The 24,068-nt window shown below is 73.5% G+C and carries 20 protein-coding genes and 1 pseudogene; 10 read left to right on the forward strand and 11 right to left on the reverse strand.

Annotated elements, in window-relative coordinates; genetic code table 11:
• Positions 1 to 87 precede the first annotated feature (87 nt).
• The gene (locus OG310_RS12955; protein ID WP_329456041.1) at positions 88 to 738 is read left to right on the forward strand and encodes a hypothetical protein; all 651 of its coding nucleotides are present in this window, start codon (positions 88 to 90) and stop codon (positions 736 to 738) included.
• A 318-nt stretch (positions 739 to 1,056) separates the two neighbouring features.
• Here OG310_RS12955 and OG310_RS12960 read toward each other — a convergent pair whose 3' ends face one another.
• Entirely contained in the window at positions 1,057 to 2,349 is a 1,293-nt protein-coding gene (locus OG310_RS12960) for a VWA domain-containing protein (RefSeq protein ID WP_329456042.1), read from the reverse strand.
• 177 nt (positions 2,350 to 2,526) lie between these two features.
• Between OG310_RS12960 and OG310_RS12965 the strand changes: the two genes are divergently transcribed.
• Positions 2,527 to 2,967, forward strand: a complete 441-nt coding sequence (locus tag OG310_RS12965) for a hypothetical protein (protein ID WP_329456043.1) — start codon at positions 2,527 to 2,529, stop codon at positions 2,965 to 2,967.
• Positions 2,968 to 3,121: 154 nt separating this feature from the next.
• Complete coding sequence (locus OG310_RS12970) at positions 3,122 to 4,024, forward strand: TetR/AcrR family transcriptional regulator (RefSeq protein ID WP_443078625.1); 903 nt, start codon at positions 3,122 to 3,124, stop codon at positions 4,022 to 4,024.
• Positions 4,025 to 4,231: 207 nt separating this feature from the next.
• Here OG310_RS12970 and OG310_RS12975 read toward each other — a convergent pair whose 3' ends face one another.
• The 3 genes and pseudogenes from OG310_RS12975 to OG310_RS12985 form a co-directional block, all read right to left on the reverse strand.
• On the reverse strand, positions 4,232 to 5,785 hold the full coding sequence (locus OG310_RS12975) for an ABC transporter substrate-binding protein (protein WP_329456044.1): 1,554 nt from the start codon (positions 5,783 to 5,785) through the stop codon (positions 4,232 to 4,234).
• A 204-nt stretch (positions 5,786 to 5,989) separates the two neighbouring features.
• Positions 5,990 to 6,742 (reverse strand): phytanoyl-CoA dioxygenase family protein, encoded by a 753-nt coding sequence (locus OG310_RS12980; RefSeq protein WP_329460154.1) that lies wholly within the window; start codon positions 6,740 to 6,742, stop codon positions 5,990 to 5,992.
• A 559-nt stretch (positions 6,743 to 7,301) separates the two neighbouring features.
• Positions 7,302 to 7,532 (reverse strand): annotated as a pseudogene (locus OG310_RS12985) (SCO4848 family membrane protein); the annotation flags it as partial.
• A gap of 109 nt (positions 7,533 to 7,641) precedes the next feature.
• Between OG310_RS12985 and OG310_RS12990 the strand changes: the two are divergent.
• Positions 7,642 to 8,874: a D-alanyl-D-alanine carboxypeptidase family protein gene (locus OG310_RS12990; RefSeq protein ID WP_329456045.1), complete on the forward strand. Its 1,233-nt coding sequence runs from the start codon at positions 7,642 to 7,644 to the stop codon at positions 8,872 to 8,874.
• Between the two features lie 58 nt (positions 8,875 to 8,932).
• Here the strand turns inward: OG310_RS12990 and OG310_RS12995 are convergent, their stop codons facing one another.
• Positions 8,933 to 9,976: a YihY/virulence factor BrkB family protein gene (locus tag OG310_RS12995; RefSeq protein ID WP_329456046.1), complete on the reverse strand. Its 1,044-nt coding sequence runs from the start codon at positions 9,974 to 9,976 to the stop codon at positions 8,933 to 8,935.
• 260 nt (positions 9,977 to 10,236) lie between these two features.
• On the opposite strand from OG310_RS12995, the gene OG310_RS13000 reads away from it, so the two are divergent.
• Both OG310_RS13000 and OG310_RS13005 read left to right on the forward strand, forming a co-directional pair.
• Positions 10,237 to 11,727 (forward strand): FAD-binding oxidoreductase, encoded by a 1,491-nt coding sequence (locus tag OG310_RS13000; protein ID WP_329456047.1) that lies wholly within the window; start codon positions 10,237 to 10,239, stop codon positions 11,725 to 11,727.
• 90 nt (positions 11,728 to 11,817) lie between these two features.
• Positions 11,818 to 12,627 carry an SDR family NAD(P)-dependent oxidoreductase gene (locus OG310_RS13005; protein ID WP_329456048.1) on the forward strand — a complete coding sequence of 270 codons (810 nt, stop codon included), beginning with the start codon at positions 11,818 to 11,820 and terminating at the stop codon, positions 12,625 to 12,627.
• A gap of 105 nt (positions 12,628 to 12,732) precedes the next feature.
• Here OG310_RS13005 and OG310_RS13010 read toward each other — a convergent pair whose 3' ends face one another.
• The 3 genes from OG310_RS13010 to glyA form a co-directional block, all read right to left on the reverse strand.
• Positions 12,733 to 13,317: a 2'-5' RNA ligase family protein gene (locus OG310_RS13010; protein WP_329456049.1), complete on the reverse strand. Its 585-nt coding sequence runs from the start codon at positions 13,315 to 13,317 to the stop codon at positions 12,733 to 12,735.
• A 269-nt stretch (positions 13,318 to 13,586) separates the two neighbouring features.
• A complete protein-coding gene (gene trpS / locus OG310_RS13015; protein WP_329456050.1) occupies positions 13,587 to 14,600 on the reverse strand; it encodes a tryptophan--tRNA ligase in 1,014 nt (337 codons plus the stop codon).
• Positions 14,601 to 14,911: 311 nt separating this feature from the next.
• Positions 14,912 to 16,237: a serine hydroxymethyltransferase gene (gene glyA, locus OG310_RS13020; RefSeq protein ID WP_329456051.1), complete on the reverse strand. Its 1,326-nt coding sequence runs from the start codon at positions 16,235 to 16,237 to the stop codon at positions 14,912 to 14,914.
• A 265-nt stretch (positions 16,238 to 16,502) separates the two neighbouring features.
• Between glyA and rocD the strand changes: the two genes are divergently transcribed.
• Together rocD and OG310_RS13030 are read left to right on the forward strand one after the other, a co-directional pair.
• Positions 16,503 to 17,723 (forward strand): ornithine--oxo-acid transaminase, encoded by a 1,221-nt coding sequence (gene rocD, locus OG310_RS13025; protein WP_329456052.1) that lies wholly within the window; start codon positions 16,503 to 16,505, stop codon positions 17,721 to 17,723.
• Between the two features lie 118 nt (positions 17,724 to 17,841).
• Positions 17,842 to 18,768, forward strand: a complete 927-nt coding sequence (locus tag OG310_RS13030) for a DMT family transporter (protein ID WP_329460156.1) — start codon at positions 17,842 to 17,844, stop codon at positions 18,766 to 18,768.
• Positions 18,769 to 18,957: 189 nt separating this feature from the next.
• Here the strand turns inward: OG310_RS13030 and OG310_RS13035 are convergent, their stop codons facing one another.
• The 3 genes from OG310_RS13035 to pdxR form a co-directional block, all read right to left on the reverse strand.
• Complete coding sequence (locus OG310_RS13035) at positions 18,958 to 20,142, reverse strand: glutathionylspermidine synthase family protein (protein ID WP_329456053.1); 1,185 nt, start codon at positions 20,140 to 20,142, stop codon at positions 18,958 to 18,960.
• A gap of 144 nt (positions 20,143 to 20,286) precedes the next feature.
• Positions 20,287 to 20,523: a hypothetical protein gene (locus OG310_RS13040; RefSeq protein ID WP_443078846.1), complete on the reverse strand. Its 237-nt coding sequence runs from the start codon at positions 20,521 to 20,523 to the stop codon at positions 20,287 to 20,289.
• 174 nt (positions 20,524 to 20,697) lie between these two features.
• The gene (gene pdxR, locus OG310_RS13045) at positions 20,698 to 22,371 is read right to left on the reverse strand and encodes a MocR-like pyridoxine biosynthesis transcription factor PdxR (RefSeq protein WP_443078626.1); all 1,674 of its coding nucleotides are present in this window, start codon (positions 22,369 to 22,371) and stop codon (positions 20,698 to 20,700) included.
• 47 nt (positions 22,372 to 22,418) lie between these two features.
• Here pdxR and OG310_RS13050 point away from each other — a divergent pair, with 47 nt between their 5' ends.
• Both OG310_RS13050 and OG310_RS13055 read left to right on the forward strand, forming a co-directional pair.
• A complete protein-coding gene (locus tag OG310_RS13050; protein WP_329456055.1) occupies positions 22,419 to 22,910 on the forward strand; it encodes a carboxymuconolactone decarboxylase family protein in 492 nt (163 codons plus the stop codon).
• 313 nt (positions 22,911 to 23,223) lie between these two features.
• The gene (locus tag OG310_RS13055; protein ID WP_329456056.1) at positions 23,224 to 23,949 is read left to right on the forward strand and encodes an isocitrate lyase/PEP mutase family protein; all 726 of its coding nucleotides are present in this window, start codon (positions 23,224 to 23,226) and stop codon (positions 23,947 to 23,949) included.
• Positions 23,950 to 24,068: the final 119 nt, after the last annotated feature.

The raw sequence follows: 24,068 nt of genomic DNA on the forward strand, positions 1-24,068 counted from the left end.
GCATCGCACACGGGGGCGGGCGTTTTCTGTGCCAGGATCTGACGCAAGCAGCACCTGGCGGGGACCGCATGGGGAGGCGGAAGACACATGAGCGAGCCCAATCCGTACGCGAAGGACGGGCCTGAGGACATCGGTGGCCCGGGCGGCCCCGGTACGGCGGCCGGCCCGTTCGGCACCGGCGTTCCCGGCCCCGGCGGGGCCCCCGCACCGGCCTGGGGGCCGCCGTCCGGCCAGGCCCCGGGGTACGGCTATCCGGCGCCCGCCGAGGCGCCCGGGTACGGCTATCCGCCCGCCCTGCCCTCTCAGTCGCCGGGCTACGGCTATCCCGGCGCACCGGACGGGCCCGGCGCCACGTCCGGCGAACTCCAGGGGCCCACGGCGCTCGCCGGCGGCTCACCGCTGGTGTCGATCGGGGACATCACGGTCCTCAACACCGGTTCCATCGTGACGCCTTCGGGCACGCTGCCGCTGCGCGGCGCGGTGTGGAACGCGACGGACCTGTCGCGCACCGAGGAGAAGATCCCGACGCACGCGATCGTGCTCGCGATCGTGTTCTTCGTGTTCTGCTTCCTGGGGCTGCTGTTCCTGCTGATGAAGGAGAAGACCACCACCGGCTTCATCCAGGTCACGGTGACGAGCGGCGGGACGCACCACTCGACGATGGTGCCGGCGACGAACCCCATGACGTTCCAGCACGTGATGGGCCAGATCGGCTACGCCCGCTCGATCAGCGTCTGACGACGCGGCGGCGACCGTACTGCACGGTCCGGCCACGCCCGGCCCCGGGTGGAACCTCAACCCGGCCCGGGCGCCGGTACGTCGGGGGTGGTCGGGCCGATGTGCCGGTCGTCGGTGGGCCGGTGGGCCGATGGGCCGGTCATCACGCGTCGACGCGTGGTCCGTCGAGCGTCCCTGCGCCGACGCGTCGAGGCATCGACGCGTCGGTTGAGCGTGCCGGACCGTCCGGCCACCGGCCGTCAACTCCCGTGCGGGGCACGCCAGTCGAGCCTACCCAGCGCAGCGGCCCGCCGGCCGGCGGCTCCCGTACCCCGCACGTCAGTCGAGAACGCCCGCGCGGCGCGCCGAGGCGAGCCAGCCGGGGAAGGCGCACAGCAGCCGGTCGTACAGTTCCGCGTCGGACGTGCGGGTGACGTCGTCCACGGCGAAGAAGCCCGCGTTGCCGACGCCCCCGCCCGCCGGCTGCCCGGCGCGCGCGAGCGCGCCGTAGTCCGCCGTCCTGTCGAGCCCGACGAACTGCCAGAACAGCGGCTCGTCCGCGGCCTCGGCCAACTGCCGCTCGATCTCCGCGTCGCGGTGCACGCCACCGCCGGAGAGGAAGACGACGAGCGTCGGCACGGGCACGGGCCGCTCACGCACGTACGCGCGTACCTGCGCGATGGCCTTGTGCTCCTCGTTGCGCACACCGACGCACCGCATGTCGATCTGCTCGGGGTCGAGGCCCCGCGTGCGCCGTCGCGGCCTGCCGAGGAGCGCGAGCTGTCCCGCGCGTACGTGCAGCCGCAGCCACTGCGGCAGTCCGCCGACCACGCAGTCCGGCAGCCGGGCTGGGTGCGAGGCGAAGGTCCACGCCGCCATGCGTCCTTCGCCGAGCAGCGCGGCCACGGCGGCCGTGCGCTCCACGACGTCGGCGACCGCCCCGGACGCGTACAGCCCGGCCATCGAAGCGGAGGCGTCCAGGACGAGGACGACCCGTGCCACGGCGTCCGCGGCACCGTACTTGAGCAGGCTCACGGCGGCCTGCTCGCGGCGTAACGCGAGCCTGCGGTGCACGGGCGGCGCGAGGCCCTCCCACCCGGGAGCGGGCCCCTGGGAGGGCACTCTGGCCTCCTCCTCGGCGACCGCCGCCGACGGCGGCCGGCCCGCCCCGGGCCACGGCGCCCCGGCCGCGCCCGGCGACGGCGTCCCCGGCCGGCCGCCGGGCGCCCGCGGGCCCTGGGGCGCGGTGGCGTGAAAGACCCACAGGCCGCCCGTACGGCGGAGCTCACCCCCCTCGAACGGCGCGTCCGGCGGGAGCGGGAGTGAGGCGAGCTCGGTGGCGTCCGCGGCCCGCAGGAGCCGCAGCACGAGTCCGGGGACCCGGACGGCGGCCGGCACGGGGAACAGCACGCGCGCGACCTCCCCGGGCAGTGCCCGCAGGTCCACCTCGCCCGCGTCCCCGGCTTCGGCCCCCACCGCCCCGCCCCCGGCCCTCAACAGGAGGGCCGGCACCGGGACACCGGGTCCGGGTCCGGCGGCGCCGGGAGCGCCGCCGGAGTGGGAGAGCTCGGCCCGTACGGCTGTCACGGCGACCGGGACATGGGCGCCCTCGGCCAGGAAAGCGGATGCCATCCCGCCAGTGTGCCGTGCGTGAGGCACTCTCCGTAAGCGTACGTACGCGCAATACGGCGTCCTACGGAGGCGCATCGACCCCGCCGGAGCCTTCTTGAACGTGTTCAAAAATAGGGCTACAGTCTGGCCGTCAGCATTTTTGAACGCGTTCAAACCGATTCCAGCCAGGGGGCGGGGATGGATCTCACCGTTGTCGCGTACATCGCCTACGCGGCCATCAGCATCGGACTCACCGTGTGGGTCGCGAGAACACTCAGCAAGAACGGCCTGGTCTTCCTGGCCGACGTCCTCCAGGGGGACGAGAAGCTCGCGGAGGCCGTCAACCACCTGCTGGTGGTCGGCTTCTACCTGGTCAACCTCGGCTTCATCGCCCTGTTCCTGAAGGACTCCCGGGGCATCACCGACACCAGGCAACTGGTCGAGGCGATCTCGGTGAAGCTCGGCGTCGTCCTTCTGGTCCTCGGTGTACTGCACCTCGGCAACGTCTTCGTCCTGACCAGGATCCGGCGGCGCGGCATCGCCGAACGCCGCCAGAGCGCCGCGGCGCCCGCCGGCGGACGGCCGCCCGTCGGCCCCTGGACGGTCGGCGCCTACCCCACGGCGCCCACCGAGGCATGACGCCGTGACCGGGCGTCAGGCGCCCCGGCCGGCCCGCCCGGCCGGCCCGCCCGCCGGCCGCCCGACCGCGCCGTCGCCGCGACACCGGGGGCCCGGCGGCCCCGCACCGAGGACGGTGCGGGGCACGCGGCGCGCCGCACTAGGCTCGGACACCGTGAAGGACGAGAAGGATGCGACAGGGGCGGGAGCCGACGCGGCCGGCGGAGCCGAGGACTCCGAGGGCGACGGCGCCGCGCGACAGGCGCCGGGGGGCGGCTCCCGCACCGCGGAGCGGACCCCCGCCAGGGCGGCGAGAGCCCCCAAGAGCGAGCAGACCCGGACCCTGATCCTCGAAACCGCACTCCGGCTCTTCCAGGAACGCGGCTACGACAAGACGACGATGCGCGCCATCGCCAAGGAAGCCGGCGTGTCCGTCGGGAACGCCTACTACTACTTCTCGTCCAAAGAACACCTCGTCCAGGGCTTCTACGACCGGATCGCCGCCGAGCACCGGGAGGCCATCAGGCCCGTCCTCGCACGGGAGACGGGACTTGAGGCGCGCATGGCGGGGGTGCTGCGGGCCTGGCTGGACATCGCCGCGCCCTACCACGAGTTCGCCGCGCAGTTCTTCAAGAACGCCGCGGACCCGGAGAGTCCGCTCAGCCCCTTCTCCCCCGAGTCGCAGCACGCGCGGGAGGCGGCGATCTCCGTGCACCGGGAGGTACTGGCCGGCTCGAAGGCCAAGGTCGCCGACGAACTCTCGGACATCCTGCCGGAGTTGATGTGGCTCTCGCAGATGGGGCTCGTGCTGCACTGGGTGTTCGACCGCTCGCAGGACAGCGAGCGCAGCCGGCGCCTCGCGGACCGCGGCGCCCGGCTGACGACGCGGGGCGTGGCGCTCTTCCGCTTCCGTGCGCTGCGGCCCCTCGTCCGCGAGGTCCACGAGTTGTTCACGGACTTCCTGCCCGGGATGGCGGAAGCGGCGGTCACCCGCAAGAGCCGCACGGACCGCGGCGCGGCGCGGACCGGGGCGGCCGAGGACCCCGACGACACCGGTCCCCTGGGCGACGAGGACTGAGGGCGCCTCCCCGCCGGTGCGCGGGGCCGTCCGCCACCGGCGCACCCGGCCGTCCGCCGCCGGGCGGCCGGCGCGGAGTCCCGGGGAGCCGCGCCGGTCGGTACTGCGGGGCCGGACGGGAGCAACGGCCCCCGCGACCACCGGCAGGACCGTGACGGCGGAACGGCCCGGGGCCGGTGGCCCACGGCCCGCTCCGCGCGGCGGCGCTCAGATGCGGCCGAGCTCCCACAGGCGCCAGATGCCGGTGCCGTCCGAGAGGTACTGGGAGCCGGTGATGTTCTCCGTGCTGAGGACGTAGTCCTTCTTCTGCCACAGGGGCAGCAGCGGCACGTCGTTCGCGACGGTCTGCTGCACCTGCTTGAAGGTGTCCGAAGCCTGTCCGCGCTGGCTGTACTTCTGGGTCGCCGTGATCAGCTCGTTGACATGCGGGCTGGAGAAGTCGTTGTGGAACGTGTTGTCGGTGCCGACCAGCGGCGCCACGAAGTCGTCGGGGTCCGGGTAGTCGGGCAGCCAGCCGATCGTGTAGGCGTCGAAGTCGCCGGCGGCGTAGCCCTTCTGGAACGCCGTCCACTCCTTGCTGATCACCTTCACCTTGAACAGCCCGGTGGCTTCCAGCTGGCGGCGGATCTCGGCCGCCTCCTGGGCCGCGGAGCCGCTCGGCGAGTACGCCAGGGAGAACGACACCGGCGTCTGGATCCCGGCGTTCCTCAGCAGTGACTTCGCCTTGGCGGGGTCGGGCTTCGGGTAGGTGTCGAAGAACGCGGTGCTGTGCGCGGTGATGCCCTGCGGCACCAGCGAGTACAGCGGCTCGACGGTCGAGTCGTACACGTCCGCCGTGATCTTGTTCCGGTCGATGACCGTGGCGACAGCCTGGCGCACCGCGGTGCTGCCCATCGGCGAGCTCTTGCGGACGTTGAAGACCATGTTGCGGATCTCGGCGCTCGCGACCTCGGTGACGTGCATCGTGCTGGAGCTCGCGTCGACCTTGGCGACCACCGCCGGGGGCATCTGGCGGTGTGTGACGTCGACCTTCTTGTCCTGCCAGGCCTTGTCGAGTCCGTCGGGCGTCTTGAAGTACGCCACGTCGACCGGGCTGCCGGTCGTGTCGAGGGCGCCCTTGTACGTGGGATTCGGCACGAGCGTCGCGGAGACACCCGGCCGGTAGGCCTTCAGCAGGTAAGGCCCGGAGCCGACAGCGGTGTTGCCGGTACGGATCTTGTCCGCCGGGTACTGCTTCATGTCGACGATCGCGCCGGCGCCGGTGGCGAGCTTGGACGGGAACGTCGCATCCGGCGTCTTGAGATGGAACGTCACGTTCTGCCCGCTGGACTCGACCGACTTCATCGTGGTGAGCAGGGACCAGGGGCCCTGCCCGTTCTTGATGTGCACCACGCGTTTGATGGAGAACGCGACGTCGGCGCCCGTCATCTTGTCGCCGTTGGAGAACGTGATGCCGTCGCGCACGGTGCACGTGTACGTCAGCAGGTCCTTGCCGTCGAACCCGCAGTGCTGCGCGGCGTCACCGGACGGGACCGTCGAGCTGGGCTTGAAGGTCAGCAGCGACTGGTAGATGTTGTTGAACAGGGCCCAGGAACCGGCGTCATAGGCACCGGCGGGGTCCAGCGAGCTGACGATGTCGGTCGTACCGACCTTGATCGGCTTCTCTCCGTCATCGCCGGACGGGAGGAGCTGCCACCCGCCCACACCAATGATCGCCAGTACCACACAGGTAACCAGTATTCGGAGACGGATCGACCGCATGTTCGCTGTGCCCCTCGCATTTCGCGCCCACCCCGGACCGCGATGGCGTCACCCAATCACACGGACTTCACAAGTGAAAGTCACGATGAGGGACACACTGGCGGCAGTCGGGTCAATTGCACGGTCGCCCGGCCGGCCACGGGCCGAGGCGCTTCACATCCGTATCGCCCGCATCATGCCTTGGGCACGCCCACTCCACAACCATTACGCCAACCCCATCAACACCGCGCGTTCGACCGGTGTCGGGGCGTCACCTGACAGGTCGAGCAACCCCCTCGGATCGAGGGGCGGCTGGGCCATGAACCGTGGCACCCGGCCCCGGTGGGCCTGTGCCGCGTGGACGAGGAAGGGGTGGCACAGCAGCACGTCGCCGGCGGTGCCCGTCGCCGTGGTCACCTCCCGGGCCGCGCTCGCGCTCACAGCGTCTTCACACACTTCGAACCAGGGGCGTCCCTCCTCTCCCGCGGCCGCGAGCAACCGCGGCACATCGAGGTGGGAGCCCACCCGTATCCGGGTGGGCGCGTCGTCCTCGCCGACGTCCGAGAAGAGGAACAGCATCAGCAACGCACGGCCCCGCGAACGGAGGTTGACCCGGTACTCTCCGGCGGCGCCGGTGTAACCGGCCTCCAGGTGCCAGCCGTCGTCACCGGGCGGTGCCGTACTCGGAAACCGCACCGGGAACGTGCCGAGCCCCTGCCGGGGGACCCACCGGCCGCTCCCCACGAGCCGGTCGAACGCCGCACGCAGCAGCGGGCCGTCGGCCGCCGCCCGGAACGGCTCCGTCGCGAACGCCCCGAGCCGTACGACCGGGTCCGTCCAGGTTCCCGGATCGTCCGGATCACACCCGGTGGCCCGCCACAGCTCCGCGCGGCAGCGCTCGACCAGGTCCGCACGCACCGCCCCGGCGATCCGCACGAACCCGTCCCGTACGAACGCCTCGGTCTCCCGCTCCGTCAGCACCGCGACTCCCCCGTCTCCCGCCGTGCGCCCAGGCCCTCACACCGCCGTGACCGCACGATGCCGTACCGCCGTACCGCCGTACCGCCGTACCGCCCGTACCGCCCGTACCGCCGTACCGCCGTACCGCCGTGCCGCCGTGCAGTCTCATCCACCGCCCCCGGGCCTTTCCACCGGTTTTCCCACCGCGCCCGCGTGCCCCTCGCCGCGGAGCTGCGGCTACCTGAACCCGTCGGCGGGCCGCTCCCCGGGGGGTAGTCCCTGCGCCCGCGCCTGAGCCGTGACCCCCGGCACACGGTGCGACGACAAGCGGTGCACTCGCGGGCCCCCTGTCCGAGCCGCGAAAACACAAGGCGCCACCGCGATGTCGCGGTGGCGCCCGAAGAGGCGGACGGGAGCGTCAGCCGTGGCCGCGGGTCCGCTGCTGCCGGACCGGGTCCCCCGAGGTCCGGCCCGCGGCCGCTCCGGCCGCCGGGGAGGGCGCCGAGGCGGCGGGAGCGGCCGGGGACCCGGTCACGTCCGGCGCGTCGGCGCTCTGCCGCGCACCGGCCGGATCGCCCTTGAGGGCCCGCAGCCCCCGGAACCCGATTACTCCGATCGCCGTCCCCAGGAGAAAGGACGCGATGGCCAGCAGAAGGTGGATCCAGAAGTAGGCGGTCGGGTGGCCCGCGTCGTCGAAGGCGAGGCCGCTTCCGTCCTGCCACAGGTTCTTAGCGAAAGTGATCCAGATGAACCAGCTCCAGACCCCGAAGGCGAGCAGGAACCAGGACACCGGGCGGCTGAGCTTCATGACCCCAGTATCGCCGTCGGCGTCCCGGCTCCGGCGCGTGGGTCCCGGCGGGTGTTCCATGTCACCTCGCCGGTCGAAACCCACAGCGCCGCCATGTACGTTCTCGATCGTGTCTGCCTTGAAGAAGACCGCCGTGACCGTCCTCGCGGCCGCCTTGCTGCCCGTCCTCGCCGCATCCCCGTCATGGGCGAGCACGAACGCGCACGCGACCGACGCCAAACCGCCCCAGCCGCCCGCCACGATGTCCGACGTGGGCGGGGCGCGGCTGGGCCTGCCGGGGACCCAGGTGGGCCTGACCGCCGGCGTCCCCGCGCTGCCGAAGCAACTCACCGGGCGGTCCTGGATCGTCTCGGACGCGGAGAGCGGCGACGTGCTCGCGGCGCACAACGCGCACTGGCGGCTGCCTCCCGCCTCGACGCTGAAGATGCTGTTCGCGGACACCCTGCTGCCCAAGCTGCCGGGCTCCGAGGAGCACAAGGTCGCCGCCGCGGACCTGCAGGGCATGGGTGCGGGCAGCAGCCTCGTGGGCGTCAAGGAGAACGAGACGTACTCGGTCCACGACCTGTGGCTCGGCGTCTTCCTGCGCTCGGGCAACGACGCCGTGCACGTCCTGTCCTCGATGAACCACGGCGTCGCCGACACCGTCAAGGACATGCAGCAGCACGCCGACGACCTGCAGGCACTGGACACCCACGTCGTCACACCGGACGGCTACGACATGCCGGGCCAGGTCTCCAGCGCGTACGACCTGAGCCTCTTCGCCCGTTCCGGGCTGCAGAAGAAGGACTTCCGGCAGTACTGCTCCACGGCGACGGCCCAGTTCCCCGGTGAGAAGAAGAAGGGCAAGAAGCGCGCGTCCTTCCAGATCCAGAACACCGACCGCCTGCTGACGGGCGCCGACGGCATGACGCCGTACCCGGGCCTCGCCGGGGTGAAGAACGGCTACACCACGAACGCGGGCAACACCTACACCGGCGTCGCCCAGAACAAGGACGGCCGCACGATCCTCGTCACCGTGATGAATCCGTCCTCGAAGGAGGCCAACGCCGTCTACAAGGAGGCGGCGTCACTCCTCGACTGGGGCTTCGCGGCGGACGGCAAGGTCACTCCTGTGGGCAAGCTCGTGCCGCCGAAGTCCGCCGCGTCCGACACCCGGCAGGCGGGCGCCTCCAAGAGCCCCGGCGCGGCAGCCCGTTCGGCCCGTCCGGCCGAGGCGACGGCCTCGCAGAACTCGTCGGGCGTGGGCACCACCGCCCTCGCGATCATCGGCGGTGTGCTGGTCGTCCTCGCCGTCGGCGGGTACTTCGTCAACCGCCGCTGGCCGCGCCGCCCCCACGCCTGACCCGGCGTCCCCGGGGCGGCCCAGGAGGGCCGGCCCGGCCCGGCCTCCGGGATGTTCGTCACGACGGTGACGTCGAACCGCCCGTGGCGCGGGGTCCGCTCCCGGCGCCGTTCCCGGCGCCGTCCTCGCGCCGCCGCGCCCCGGGCCCGTCCTTGGCGGCCCGCTCCCGCTCGGCTGCGGCCTCCGCCTCCGCCTTCTCCCGCTCGCGCTCCTGCGCGTCGAGCCGGTTCAGCTCGATCCTGCTCGGCTGGTCCTTGCTCGGCGTCGCCGTCCAGGCCGCGCACACCAGCAGCAGCTTCGCCATGAAGTTGATCCACAGCAGCAGCGCGACGGGCGTGCCGAACGCGCCGTACATGGATTTGCCCGCGACGCCGCTGATGTAGCCGCCGAGCAGGAGCTTGAGCACCTCGAAGCCGACCGCGCCGATCGCCGCCGCCACCACGAGCCGCCGTCGCTCCGGTGTGACGCGCGGCAGCAGCGTCAGCACGTACAGCAGGAGCAGGAAGTCCGCGAGCACCGCCACGAGGAGCGACCCGGCCTGGAGCAGGACGCCGCCGGCGCCGTTCTCCGGGATGCCGATGTGCCGCGCCGTCCAGCCGATCGCCGTCGAGCCGAAGCCGGACGCGGCGAGCGAGGCGAGCCCCATCACGCCGAGGCCGACGAGGACGAGACCGTCCTTGGCCTTCAGCACGATCGGGTTGCCCTCGGGCTTCTCGTCGAGTTCCCAGACGGCCCGCAGGGACTCCCGCATGTTGCCGATCCAGCCGATACCGGTGAACAGCAGCAGCGCTCCCGCCACCACACCCACCGTGCCCGCGTTGTTGACGAGCGAATGGATGTCGAGCTGGTCGGAGATGCCGGGGACCTGGTCGGAGATGCTCTTCTGCACCCGGTCCAGCTGGCTCGTGCTGAGCAGCGCGGCCCCGATCGCGGCACCGACGGTGATCAGCGGGAACAGCGCGATGAAGCTGAGGAAGGTGATGGCGGCGGCAAGCCGCGACCAGTGCACCCGCTCAAGCGTCTCGTACGAACGCCAGGCGTGCGTCCGCATCAGCCGGGCGACGAACGGGCCGATGACGGGGAGTTTTTTCAGCCAGTCCATGAAGGAGATCTACCCCCGGATCGCGGATGCAGTGGTGCCGGTCGTCCGTGAGCGTTCGCGGGCCGGCCCGCGGTCACCCCGGCCGCGCGCCAGTGGTCCGGGACGACCTCGGTGCGTGCGACGGCGGTCGTCCCCCCGGTGACACATCCCTTTCGTGGTCCGCTCGGTGCCGTCCCGGGTGATCCGCCTGTTTATACGAGTACCGCGCCTACTTCACGAAAGTAGGCATTGCGGTCACTATGGGGCTATACCGTCCCCCTATGGCTGCCGAGACCACTGACGCATCCGCCGCCGCGTCCGACGACCCGCCAGGCCCCGCGCCCCGCGCGTCCGACCTGCCGGCCCTCGACGTCGGGCCGCTCACCGGCCGGGGCAGGACCGCGCCCACCACCGCGCTGCTGGCCCGGCCCCGTTCGTACGAGGAGGTCGCGGCGGCCCTGCGCGCGGGCGGCGGCCCCGGTGCGCGGGGCGCCGTGGCACGCGGCCTCGGACTCGCCCACGGGGACGCCGCGCGCAACGCGGGCGGCGCCGTCCTCGACCTGACGGGACTCGACCGGATCCGCGCCGTCGACGCCGAGGCCGGGCTCGTCGTGTGCGACGCCGGGGTCCGCCTGCGGCGACTGGCCCAGACGCTGCTGCCGCTCGGCTGGTCCCTGCCCGTGCTGCCGGCCCTGCCCGCCCCGGCGGGCACGGGCGGGGCGACCGTGGGCGGCGCGCTCGCCGCCGACCTGCACGGCGGCGATCACCGCTTCTCCGGCTCGTTCGCCCGGCACGTGGCCTCGTTCCAGTTGCTGACCGCCGACGGCGGTGTCCGTACGGTCGTCCCCGGCACGCCGCTGTTCGACGCGACGGCCGGCGGGCTCGGCCTCACGGGCGTCGTCCTGTCTCTCTCCGTACGGCTGCGGCGCGTGGCGGCCACGCTGCTCGCCGTCGACACCGAGCGGGCGTCCGGCCTCGACGACGTGCTGTCCCGCCTCGCGCTGACCGACCACCGCTACCGGTGGTCGACCGCCTGGCTGGACCTGCTCGCACCCGGCCCCGCCCTGGGGCGCGGGGTGCTGACCCGCGCGCTCCACGTACCGCTCGGCGCGCTCCCGTCGCACCCCCGGCGGGCGCACCCCGCCCCCGCGGGCATCGCCGCCGGTACCGCACCGTCCGTCCTGGCCCTGCGCGGCCCCCGGCTCCCGGCGCTGCCGGCGGACCTCGTGCCGGACGGGCTGCTCGGCCTGCGGGCCGCACGTGCCCTGAACACGCTGCGGTTCCGGGCGGCCCCGGCCCGCCGCAGGCGGAGGCTGCGCCCGCTGACCCGGCCGCTCGCCCCGCCGCCCCAGTGGGACCGTGCGTACGGCCGCAGCGGTTTCGTGCGGTACGAGTGCGCTGTCGGCCTGGGGCACGAGGACGCGCTCCACCGCATCGCGCGAGCCGTGGCCCGCCGGGGTGTCCCGGTTCCCGTCGCGTCGCTCCAGCGCCTCGGCGACGCGGGCAGCGGCCTGCTGTCCTTCCCCCTGCCCGGCTGGGCCCTCGCGCTCGACATCCCCGCGAGCGCACGGGGCCTGGGCCGGTTCCTCGACGAGCTGGACGAGGAGGTCGCGATCGCGGGCGGGCGCGTCGCCCTCGCCCACGACGCGCGGCTGCGGCCCGAGCTGCTGGCGGCGATGTACCCGCGGCTCCCCGAGTTCAGGGCGCTGCGCGCGGAGCTCGACCCGGACGGCGTCCTCATGTCCGACCTGGCCCGCCGGCTGGCCCTCTGAACGCCGGCCCGGGCGGACGCCCGCGTCGCTCCGGGCGTCCCGCGGGCCACCCGCTTCCCGTGCTCACCTCAAGGAGTCAGGAGTTCTTCCATGAAGGACGCATTCGGCGCCCCGCAGTCCGTGCTGCTGCTCGGCGGTACGTCGGCCATCGGCCTTGCCACCGTCCGCAGGCTCGTCGCGCGCCGGGCCCGTACCGTATGGCTGGCCGGGCGGCCCTCGCCCGCGCTCGACGCGGCGGCGGAGGGCCTGCGCACGCTGCGCGGCGGCCTCGGTGTCGACGTACGGACCCTCGCCTTCGACGCGCTCGACCCCGCCTCGCACGAGGAGGCGCTCGGCAAGGTCTTCGCGGAGGGAGACATCGACCTGGTCCTGCTCGCCTTCGGCATCACAGGCGATCAGGGGCATGACGAGGCGGCCCCGCTCGCCGCCGTCGAGGTCGCGCAGACCAACTACACGGGCGCGGTCTCGGCGTCCCTGGTGTGCGCGGGGGCGATGCAGGCGCAGGGGCACGGTGCGTTGGTGGTGCTGTCCTCGGTGGCGGGCGAGCGCGCCCGCCGCGCCGACTTCATCTACGGATCGAGCAAGGCGGGTCTCGACACGTTCGCCCAGGGGCTCCGGGACGCGATGGACGGGACGGGCGTGCAGGTCATGACCGTGCGGCCGGGTGTCGTGCGCGGACGCGACGGGACGCCGGAGGCCGCGCCGGGTGCGGCCCCGGTCCTGGCGGGCGGCGCCGGGCACGGACCGTTCACGACCACCCCTGAGGAGGTGGCGACGGCGATCGAACTGGGGCTGCGCCGCCGCTCCGGCACGGTGTACGTACCGGGACGGCTGCGGCCGCTGATGGCGGCGCTTCGGCACCTGCCGGGGCCGCTGTACCGGGCGGTGCTGCCGGACTGAGCGACGCCCGAAGCAGCGGCCGGCAGCGCGGGGACCCCGAGGGCAGGCCCGGAAGGACAGCACACCCGCGTCGCGGGCTCCGCGAGCACCGGCCCCGCCCGGGGGCTAGCGGCGGACCCGGGCGCGGCGGTGGGGCGTGCTCTGCGGGGGCACACCGTGCGCCTCGCCCGCCCCGAACGCGTACTCGCGCAGCTTGCGCCAGATCTCGTCCTGGCCCTGCTCGTAGAGAGCGAACGACGTGCACGCCCAGGCCGCCTCGAACTCCGACAGCTCCTCGTACGCCCGGTCCATCGCCTCCTCGGTGATGCCGTGGGCGACCGTCACGTGCGGGTGGTAGGGGAACTGCAGGTCGCGTACGAGCGGACCCGACGCGTCCCGCACCCGCTTCTGCAGCCAGGTACACGCCGAGCCGCCCTCCACCACCTGGACGAAGACGACCGGCGACAGCGGCCGGAACGTGCCTGTCCCCGACAGTCGCATCGGGAAGGGCCTGCCCCGTGCCGCGACCGCCGCGAGATGCGCCTCCACCACGGGCAGGGCCTCGGCCGGGACGGCGGTCGGCGGCAGGAGGGTCACGTGGGTGGGGATGCCGTGAGCGGCCGGGTCCCCGAAGCTCGCGCGCTGCCGCTGGAGCAGGCTGCCGTACGGCTCCGGGACCGCGAGCGAAACGCCGAGCGTTACGGTCCCCACATCGATCTCCTCGCTTTCGACTTTTCGTCCGGACGTACCGGTCGTCGCTCCGGCCGCACGCCAGTGTGACTCTCGTACCGGGTCCCTGACCAGTGTCCGTGATCGCCGGACGTTTCCGCGCATGGCGGGCGCGGTGCGGCCGGTGCCGGGCGGCTCGGTACGCCCGTTCAGTTCTGTCGGTTCCGCCGAATGCCCCACATACCATCCGGTACGCGGACGGGTTCGGGCGGCCGGGACGTCACCCCCGGCCGCGCCCGCACCTGGCCGCCTCAGTGCTTGGCAGGCAGGAAGCCGATCCGGTCGTAGGCCGCGGCCAGGGTCTCCGCCGCGACGGCGCGCGCCTTCTCCGCACCGGCCGCGAGGACGGAGTCCAGGGTCTCCGGGTCCTCCAGGTAGGCCTGCGTCCGCTCCCTGAACGGTGTGACGAATTCGACCATGACGTCCGCCAGGTCCGTCTTGAGCGCGCCGTAGCCCTTGCCCGCGTAGCGGGCCTCCAGATCGGCGATGGTCGTGCCGGTCAGCGTCGAGAAGATGGTGAGCAGATTGCTCACCCCGGGCTTGTTCTGCGCGTCGAAGACGATCTCCGAGCCGGTGTCGGTGACCGCGCTCTTCACCTTCTTGGCGGTGGCCTTGGGCTCGTCCAGGAGGTTGATCAGGCCCTTCGGCGTGGACGCCGACTTGCTCATCTTGGCCGACGGGTCCTGGAGGTCGTAGATCTTCGCCGTCTCCTTGACGATGTGCGGCGAGGGAACGGTGAAGGTGTGCCCGAACCGGCCGTTGAACCGCTCGGCCAGATCCCGGGTCAGCTCGATGTGCTGCCGCTGGTCCTCGCCCACCGGCACGGAGTCGGCCTGGTACAGCAGGATGTCGGCGACCTGGAGGATCGGGTACGTGAAGAGGCCGACGGTGGTGCGGTCGGCGCCCTGCTTCGAGGACTTGTCCTTGAACTGCGTCATCCGGGAGGCCTCGCCGAAGCCTGTGATGCAGTTCATGACCCAGCCGAGCTGCGCGTGCTCGGGCACATGGCTCTGCACGAACAGCGTGCACCGCTGCGGGTCGAGCCCGGCGGCGAGGAGCTGCGCGGCCGCGAGCCGGGTGTTCGCCCGCAGGTCGGCGGGGTCCTGCGGAACCGTGATGGCGTGAAGGTCGACCACCATGTAGAAGGCGTCGTGGGACTCCTGGAGGGCGACGTACTGGCGGACGGCGCCAAGGTAGTTGCCGAGGTGGAACGAGCCGGCGGTGGGCTGGATCCCGGACAGGGCGCGAGGACGGTCTGAGGCCATGCCCCCATTCTCTCAGGTACGGCTCCTGGGCCCCGCGCGCGACGGCCCGGCGGCGCGTGGGGCCCGAGTGGTCGGGGGACGCGCGGCCAGGGGGACGCGCGGCCAGGGGGACGCGCGGCCGGGGAGACGTGCGCGCCCGGGGAGACGTGCGCAGGGCCGGGGCGGCGGGGCGGCGGGGCCGGGACAGGGCAGGGGACACGGGCCGGGGCGGGGTGACCGCCCGAGCGCGATGATCCGCGACGTCGCCGCCACTCGCCCGCCGCGCCGCACCCCGGCCCGCCGGGCCCCGCCCCGCCCGGACCTCCTTGGGGTCAGCCGGTCGGGAGCCCCGGGGCCGGATGCGCCGCCATCAGTTCCGCGACCTCCGCGCGCAGCCCGGACAGCGCCGCCTCGTCCCCCGTACGGGCTGCCGTGACGCCCCGGTCGATCCACTCCGCGACCGTCGCCATGTGGGCGGTGGTCAGGCCCCGGCTCGTCAGGGACGGCGTGCCGATCCGGATGCCCGACGGGTCGAAGGGCTTGCGCGGGTCGTAGGGCACGGCGTTGTGGTTCACGACGATCCCGGCGCGGTCGAGGGCCTTCGCTGCGGTCTTCCCCGGGACGTCCTTCGGTGTCAGGTCCATCAGGATCAGGTGGTTGTCCGTGCCGCCCGACACCAGGTCGAAGCCGCGCGCGAGGAGCTGCCCGGCCAGTTCGCGGGCGTTGGCGACGACGGCGTGCGCGTAGTCGGCGAAGGACGGGGCCGCCGCCTCCCGGAGCGCGACCGCGATGGCGGCCGTGGTCTGGTTGTGGGGGCCGCCCTGGAGACCCGGGAACACGGCCTTGTCGATCGCCTTCGCGTGTTCCGCTCGCGACATGAGCATCGCGCCGCGCGGCCCGCGGAGCGTCTTGTGCGTGGTCGTGGAGATCACGTCGGCGTGCGGTACGGGGGACGGGTGGGCGCCGCCCACGATCAGGCCCGCGATGTGGGCGACGTCGGCCACGAGGACCGCGCCGACCTCGCGGGCGATCTCGCCGAACGCCGCGAAGTCGATCGTGCGGGGCACCGCGGTGCCGCCGCAGAAGATCACCTTGGGGCGCTCGGCGCGGGCCAGGTCGCGGACCTCGTCGAGGTCGAGCCGGCCCGTGTCGCGGCGTACCCCGTACTGCACGCCCCTGAACCACCTGCCGGTGGCCGACACGCCCCAGCCGTGGGTGAGGTGCCCGCCCATCGGCAGGGCCATGCCCATGACCGTGTCGCCGGGCTGCGCGAAGGCGAGGTACACCGCGAGGTTCGCGGGCGAGCCCGAGTACGGCTGGACGTTGGCGTGCTCGACGCCGAACAGGGCCTTGGCCCGGTCGGCCGCCAGGGTCTCGACCTGGTCGATGACCTGCTGGCCCTCGTAGTAGCGGCGGCCCGGGTAACCCTCGCTGTACTTGTTCTGCAGGACGGTGCCCGAGGCGTCGAGAACGGCCTGGGACACGTAGTTCTCACTGGGGATCAGCCGCAGCGTCTCGGACTGGAGGCGTTCCTCCGCGACGACGAGTGCGGCGATCTCCGGGTCGGTCGCGGCGAGTGCGGGCCGGCGCCCGGTGCCGGTGGGCGGGCCTGCGGCGTCGTGGCGGGTGGCCTGCGGGTACTGGGCTGCCTGGGTCATGGTGGCGTCCTCCGGGACGATCCGTGTTCAGCGGTCGGGTCCCGGTGCCCAGGCGGGGCGACACCTGTGTGCGGACGCGCGTGCGCACGGCCGCCCGCACGGCTCCCCCGCGGTCGTTTCCGCGTACGCCAGTCGCCCTGCGTGCCTCCCAGCCTACTGGTCGGGATCGGCACCTGCCGGGAGGATCAGCTTTCCCCGCCATAGGGCAGAAACACGGTAGAAACCGGCGCACATGCCCTTTCGCGCCGAACGATCGGAGGACATCTTGCCGAACCTCTCTGGCCCCACCGAACAGGCCATCGCCTCGGCCGACGCCCGCAGCGCGCACAACTACCACCCGCTGCCGGTGGTCGTGGCCTCGGCGGACGGCGCCTGGATGACTGACGTCGACGGCCGCCGCTACCTCGACATGCTCGCCGGGTACTCGGCGCTCAACTTCGGCCATCGCAACCGCCGGCTGATCGAGGTGGCCAAGGCACAGCTGGACCGGGTGACCCTCACGTCGCGCGCCTTCCACCACGACCGGTTCGCCGCGTTCTGCGCGGAACTCGCGGACCTGTGCGGCATGGAGATGGTGCTGCCGATGAACACGGGCGCCGAGGCCGTCGAGACGGCGGTCAAGACGGCCCGCAAGTGGGGTTACCGGGTGAAGGGCGTGCCGGAGGGCGAGGCGCGCATCGTCGTCGCCGCCGACAACTTCCACGGTCGTACGACGACGATCGTCAGCTTCTCGACGGACCCGGAGGCGCGCGCCGACTTCGGCCCGTACACGCCGGGTTTCGACATCGTGCCGTACGGGGACATCGCGGCGCTGGAGGCGGCCGTCGGTGACCGTACGGTCGCGGTGCTCCTGGAGCCGATCCAGGGTGAGGCGGGCGTGCTGGTGCCCCCGGCCGGCTATCTGGGCGCGGTGCGCGAACTGACCCGCGCGCGCAATGTGCTGTTCGTGGCGGACGAGATCCAGTCCGGCCTCGGCCGCACGGGGCGCACGTTCGCCTGCGAGCACGAGGACGTCGTGCCGGACATGTACGTGCTGGGCAAGGCGCTGGGCGGCGGGGTGGTCCCGGTGTCCGCGGTCGTCTCGTCCTCGGAGGTCCTGGGCGTGTACCGGCCCGGCGAGCACGGCTCGACGTTCGGCGGGAACCCGCTGGCGTGCGCGGTGGCACTGGAGGTGATCGCGATGCTGCGCACGGGCGAGTTCCAGCAGTACGCGGCGGAGCTCGGCGACCACCTCCACCGCGAACTCGGGCTGCTGGTCGGCCAGGGCGCCGTACGGGAGGTGCGCGGCCGGGGCCTGTGGGCGGGCGTCGACATCGATCCGTCGCACGGCACGGGCCGCGAGATCTCGGAGCGCCTCATGGACCGGGGTGTCCTGGCGAAGGACACCCACGGCTCGACGATCCGTCTGGCGCCGCCCCTGGTGATCACGAAGGAGGACCTGGACTGGGGACTGGCCCGGCTGCGGGAGGTCCTGGCCGAGGGCTGAGCGAGGCCGGTCCGGCAGTCGGGAGGCGTTGGCGACGGGCCGCGGGCAGGACGGCGGCGGGGCCATGGCGCCGGGGAGGGCGGCTCGGGCGGGTTAGTGTCGGGGCGTGGTTCTCGGGATGATCTGCGCGCTCGGCGCCTCGGTGTTCTTCGGCACGGCGTCCGTCCTCCAGGCCGTCGCGGCACGCTCCGCCGCACCCGGCACCGGTTCCGGCGTCGACGCGGCGCTGCTGCTGCGTGCCGTCCGGCAGTGGCGCTACGTGCTCGGGCTGGTGCTCGACGCCGCCGGCTTCGTGCTGCAGATCGTCGCCCTGCGCTCCCTGCCGATCTACGTCGTCGGCGCGGCCCTCGCGGCCAGTCTCGCCGTCACGGCCGTGGTCGCGGCCCGGCTGCTCGCCGTGCGCCTCAGCAGTACGGAGTGGGGTGCCGTGACCGTGGTGTGCTGCGGGCTCGCGCTGCTCGCCCTCGCGGCGGGCCCCGAGGGCGGGCGGACCGGTTCCGGGGCGCTGCGCTGGGCGCTGCTCGGCGTCGCGGCGGGCGTACTGCTGGTGGGCGCGACCTGCGGGCGGCTGCCCGGCCGGTCGCGGGCGCTGGTGCTGGGACTCGGTTCGGGCGCCGGGTTCGGGGTGGTCGAGGTCGCGGTCCGCCTCATCGACTCGCTGGACCTCGCGTCCGGCGGGTTCTGGACCAACCCGGCCCTGTACGCGCTGCTGCTCGGGGGCGGCGCCGCGTTCCTGCTCCTGACGTCGGCGCTGCAGCGCGGGTCGGTGACGACCGCGACGGCGGGCATGGTCGTGGGCGAGACCGTCGGCCCGGCGCTCGTGGGTGTCATCTGGCTCGGGGACCGAACCCGTGAGGGGCTGGGCTGGGTCACGGTCCTGGGGTTCGCGGTCGCCGTGGCGGGCGCGCTGGCGCTCGCCCGCTTCGGCGAGCCGCCCGAGGCCGCGCCGGGCGGGGCCCTCGAGGCAGCACCGGACGGCACGGTCGAGGCCGGCGGTGCTCCGGGGGCGGGCCCGGGTGTCCTGGACGGGCCGGAAGTGCCGTAGGGGCCTCATCCCGCGCGCAGGCCCCGGGGCACGCGCGCCGTCCCGATCCCACCGGTCCGATCATGCCCGTCCGATCACACCGGTCAGATCACAGCGTCCCGACGACGCCCGTCCGATCACACCGTCCCGGCGCCGGTCCCCCGGGCCGGTCCCCCCGGCGCGGCGTCCCGGCCCGCCGTCGCGTACCCGTCAGCGGATCACGTGAGGCAGGAACCGTGCGTACGCGTCCGTCACCAGGCCCGCCGACTCCCGGATGCCGAGTCCCGCCGCCTCGTCCTCGACCACCCAGGCGCCGAGCACGACCCGGTTGCCGTCGAACTCCGGGAGCTCCGCCAGCTCCTGGTAGCAGCAGGGTTCGGCCCGCACGGCCGGGGGCTCGCCCGGTCCGTGGAGCCGCACGCCGTCGCCCTCGCGCCCCAGCAGCGGCTTGGAGACGTATCCGGGTCCCCGGGCCGCGAGTTCGCGCGGGCCGTCCAGGTAGGCGGGCAGCAGGTTCGGGTGGTCCGGGTACAGCTCCCACAGGACCGCCAGCAGCGCCTTGTTGGACAGCAGCATCTTCCAGGCCGGCTCGATCCAGCACGTGGAGCCCGTACCACCGCCGTTGTCCAGCGTGTCGAGGACGTGCGGGCCGAACTCGTCAGCCGTCAGCCACTCCCAGGGGTAGAGCTTGAAGCAGCTGCGGATGAACCGGAGTCTGTCGTCCACGAACCGGCCCGCGATGTCGTCCCAGCCGATCGCCTCGACCGACAGCGCCTCGGTGTACAGGCCCGCCTGTTCCGCCGTCTCCCGCAGGTACGCGACCGTCATCAGGTCCTCGCCGAGTTCGTCCAGCTCGCTGTGGACGAAGTGCAGCGGGCCGGGCGGCAGGAGCGGCGCCTGCCGCTTCCAGGCCTCGACGAGCCGCTCGTGCAGGGAGTTCCACTGGTCGGCGCCGGGGAACCGGTCCTCCATCCAGAACCACTGCGCGCTCGCGGCCTCCACCAGGGACGTGGGGGTGTCGGCGTTGTACTCCAGCATCCTGGCCGGGCCGTCACCGTCGTAGCGCAGGTCGAACCTGCCGTACACGGACGGCAGTTCGGGCCGTCGGCGCCAGGACTCCGCGACCGCCGCCGCGATCCTCGGGTCCGTGATGCCGAGGTCGGCGAAGCGGTCCCGCGCCACGATGTGCTCGGCCGCTGCCAGGGACATCGCGTGGAGTTCCTCGACCACGTCCTCCAGCGCCTCGACCTCGGGCAGGCTGAACGAGTAGTACGCGCTCTCGTCCCAGTACGGCCGCAGTGAGTCGTCCGGGTAGCGGGTGAGCGGGTAGACCACGCCCTGTTCCTCGACGATCCGCTGCCAGTCGGGGCGCGGTGCGATGGTGTGCCGCTTCACCGGCACCCGCCCGCCGATCGGGAGCGGGAGACGCGTCGGGACCCGGAGCCGAAGCCGGGGCCGGGGCCGGGGTGACGGCTGAGGGCGGTGCGCGGGAGGGTCACCGGGTCCGCGCCCGGGGCCGGTGTCGCACGGGTCCGGCCGTCAGCCACCGCTGGAACCGTGATGGCTGCCGCCGCCGAAGCCGCCGCGCTTGACGGCCGACTTGGAGTAGCCGCCGCCGGAGACACGCCCGTGGCTGACGGATCCCCCGTAGTAGTACCGGCCCGTCCCGTTGGTCTTGCACCTGCTGTCGGGCAGCAGTTTGTGCGTCTGCGGGTCCACACAGCGCTTGTCGGGATCGCTGCCGCACGCCACGAGCGCGGTCGCGAGCAGCCCCATTCCCCCGAGCACGACTGCGCTCGACTTCAGTGTCCGGCGCGTGGTCACGCGCCACCCCCTTGTAGTGTCCTGCCCGGCCATGGCCGAATCCGCCTCAGAGTAGTACGTATGTACGTCATGTCACCAGCGGTGCGCGGCGGTTGCGGGGCACAGTGACGCACGGCCGGGAGCACCTCAGGGCAAGACGCGGCACAGCGCGTCCAGCGCCCCCGTCCACGCGCTGTCCGGCGGCGTCGCGTATCCGACCACCAGCGCGGCCCGGTCCCTGATCCCGGGCCGGTCCCGGGCGCCCTCGTGGATGAACGTCCGCAACCCCTCCACGGCCAGCCCCTGCCACGCCGCCGCCGAGGTGACCGACTCCTCGGTGCCGGGCGGGAGTTCGAGCACGGCGTGCAGGCCCGCCGCGATGCCGGTCACCCGGATGCCGGGCGCTCGCTCGGCGACAGCCGCGACGAGCTGGTCGCGGCGGCGCCGGTAGCGCAGCCGCATCGCCCGCACGTGCCGGTCGTACGCGCCCGACGTGATGAACTCCGCGAGCGTCAGCTGGTCCAGCACACCCGGCGCCCAGTCGGAGTGGCCCTTGGCCGCCACCACCTCCGCCGCCACGGCACGCGGCAGCACCATCCAGCCGACGCGCAGGCCCGGTGCGAGCGACTTGCTCGTGGTGCCGAAGTACACGACACGTTCCGGATCGAGGGTCTGCAGGGCGCCCACCGGCTGGCGGTCGTAGCGGAACTCGCCGTCGTAGTCGTCCTCCAGGACCAGCCCGCCCGTGGCGCGCGCCCAGTCGACGACAGCGGCACGCCGTTCGGGCGACAGGGCCGTGCCGGTGGGGAACTGGTGCGCGGGGGTGAGGAGTACGGCACCCGCCGGGCGCAGCTCGGCGAGTTCACCGAGGGCGGCCGTGCGGCTGCCCCGCCCGTCGGCGGGCAGCGCCGGGGTCCCCAGGCCCGCGTCCGTCAGCAGCGCCAGGTACTGCGGCACGCCGAACGGCTCCACGGCCACCGTCCGCACGCCGCGCCCCGCCAGTACGGTCCCGATCAGGCGCAGCCCGTGCACGAACCCGGCGCAGATGACGATCCGCTCCGGGTCCGCGTCCACGCCGCGTGCCCGTGCCAGGTAGTCGGCGAGCGCGGTGCGCAGCTCGGGACGGCCGCGCGGATCGCCGTAGCCGAGCGCCTCGGGCGGCGCGGCGTTCAGCGCGCGCCGCGCGGCGGCGAGCCACTGCGCGCGCGGGAAGTTCGCCAGGGTCGGGCTGCCGGGCAGAAGGTTGAACCGGGCACCCTCGCCCCGCAGCGGCGAGGGTCCCTGCGCCGACGGCCCGGGCGCCCGACCGTGGGCCCTGCGCGGCGCGGTGCGGCGGGCGACGCGCGTGCCCGAGCCCTGGCGGGCGGTGAGCCAGCCCTCGGCGACGAGTTGCGCGTACGCCTCGGCGACCGTGTTGCGCGCGATCGACAGGTCGGCGGCGAGAGCACGGGACGACGGCAGGCGGGTGCCGGGCACGAGCCGCCCGGTGCGCACGGCCTCGCGCAGGGCGTCCATCAGGGAGGCACGCAGGCCGTGGCCGGGGCGCAGGTCCAGGTCGTCGAGGTGCAGATCGGCGCCGGGGCCGGACGCGGAGCGCGGGGAGCGGGCCGCGCGCCCGGCCACCGCGCCGCCGGCCTTGTCCGGGGAGCCGGCCCTGTCCGGGGAGCCGGCCCTGTCCGGGCGCCGGACGGCGCGCGCGTGCCGGGCTGCGGCGTCTCCCGCCCCGCCTCGCGCGCCGGCCCCGTCCCGAGGGTCGGGCGCCTCCTGCGCGTACGGGGTCGCCGGGGCGCCACCTGTCGAATTGGCCCGCGTTTCCTCCATGGAAATGGACCATACTCCTGCGCCACCGGACACCTACGGTGGAGACCATGACAACGAACGAACGAGTCCCTGAGCACACCCCCCGCCTCGACATGGCGAAGCTCGCCCCGGAGGTCTACAAGGCCATGGTCCGGCTGGACGCAGCCGCCCGGCACGGCGTCGACACGACCACGCTGGAGCTGGTGAAGATCCGCGCCTCGCAGATCAACCACTGCGCGTTCTGCGTGGACATGCACTCCAAGGACGCGCTCGCCCACGGCGAGTCGGTGGACCGCATCATCCAGCTCAGCGCGTGGGAGGAGTCGCAGCACTTCTACTCGCCCAAGGAGGTCGCGGCGATCGCGCTCACCGAGGCCATCACGGTCCTGACGGACGGCTTCGTCCCGGACGAGGTCTACGAGAAGGCCGCGAAGCAGTTCGACGAGACGGAACTGGCCCACCTGATCGCCGCGATCACGGTCATCAACGCCTGGAACCGGTTCGGCGTCGGCACCAGGATGGTCCCGGGCCACTACCAGCCGGCGACGCACCAGCACTGACCCGGCAACGACGCGGAACCGCCCGGCACGGGCACGCCCCGTACCGGCCCGCGTCAACGCCCGCAACCCCGAACCGCGCCCGCGCCGGGAACCGCGTCACGGTTCCCGGGGTTCGGACCCCGGTCCCGAACCCCGGACCTCGCGCGCGCTTAAAGGCCCCGCCTTTCCGGCCCGCCGCCCCTCGCGGGCACGCGATACTGCCCACCGGGCCTCGGGCACCCCGCACGGACCACCGAGCGCCGGGTACCGGGGCCCGCGATCGCATCCGTCCGTCCGTCCTCCGCCTTGCCACCATCGAACGGGGTATCCCGCCATGCCGCTCTCCGCCGTCGACGCCTTCCGCGCCGCACACCACGACAGAGCGCCGGAGGACCCGCTGGTCCTTCCCGGCCCCTGGGACGCGGGGAGCGCACGGGCTTTCCGGGACGCGGGCTTCGCCGCGCTCGCCACGCCGAGCGCGGGGGTCTCCGCCTCCCTCGGCTACGAGGACGGCGAGCTGCCCCACAAGGAGATGTTCGCCGCGGTGGCGCGCATCACGCGGGCGGTGGACGTGCCGGTCTCCGCCGACCTTGAGGGCGGCTACGGGCTGCCGCCGAAGGAACTGGTGGAGCGCGCGCTGGAGGCGGGCGCCGTCGGCTGCAACCTGGAGGACTCCGAGCGGGGCGTCCTCAAGGACCCGCGGCGCCACGCGGACTGGCTGGCCGAGGTGGTCACGGCGGCGGACGGCGCCCTGGTCCTGAACGCCCGCGTCGACACCTTCATCACCGGTGACAGCGACCCCGCGTCGGCTGTGGCCCGGGCCCGCCTCTACCTGACGGCCGGAGCCGACTGCGTCTACCCGATCGTGGCGCCGCAGGAGGCGATCCCGGTCCTGCGCGCGGGCATCGAAGGGCCCCTCAACGTGGCCTCACCGTCCCCTGGTCCCGCACCCGCGGAGCTGGGCCGGCTGGGCGCCACCCGCATCACGTTCGGGCCGGGGCTGCAGCGCCGGGCGATGGCCGCCGTGAGGGACATCGCCGCACAGCTGCTGCACGGCTGACCGGCTGCCGCCGCGCCCGTACCGCCCGCGCCCGCAGTCCTCGGGCCCCACGCCCCGTGGCCCCACAGCCCGTCGAGGGCGCGTGGGGCCACGGGCGTCACGGGCCCCGAGCGCTACGG

This window comes from Streptomyces sp. NBC_01497, from assembly GCF_036250695.1.
Lineage (GTDB): Bacteria > Actinomycetota > Actinomycetes > Streptomycetales > Streptomycetaceae > Streptomyces.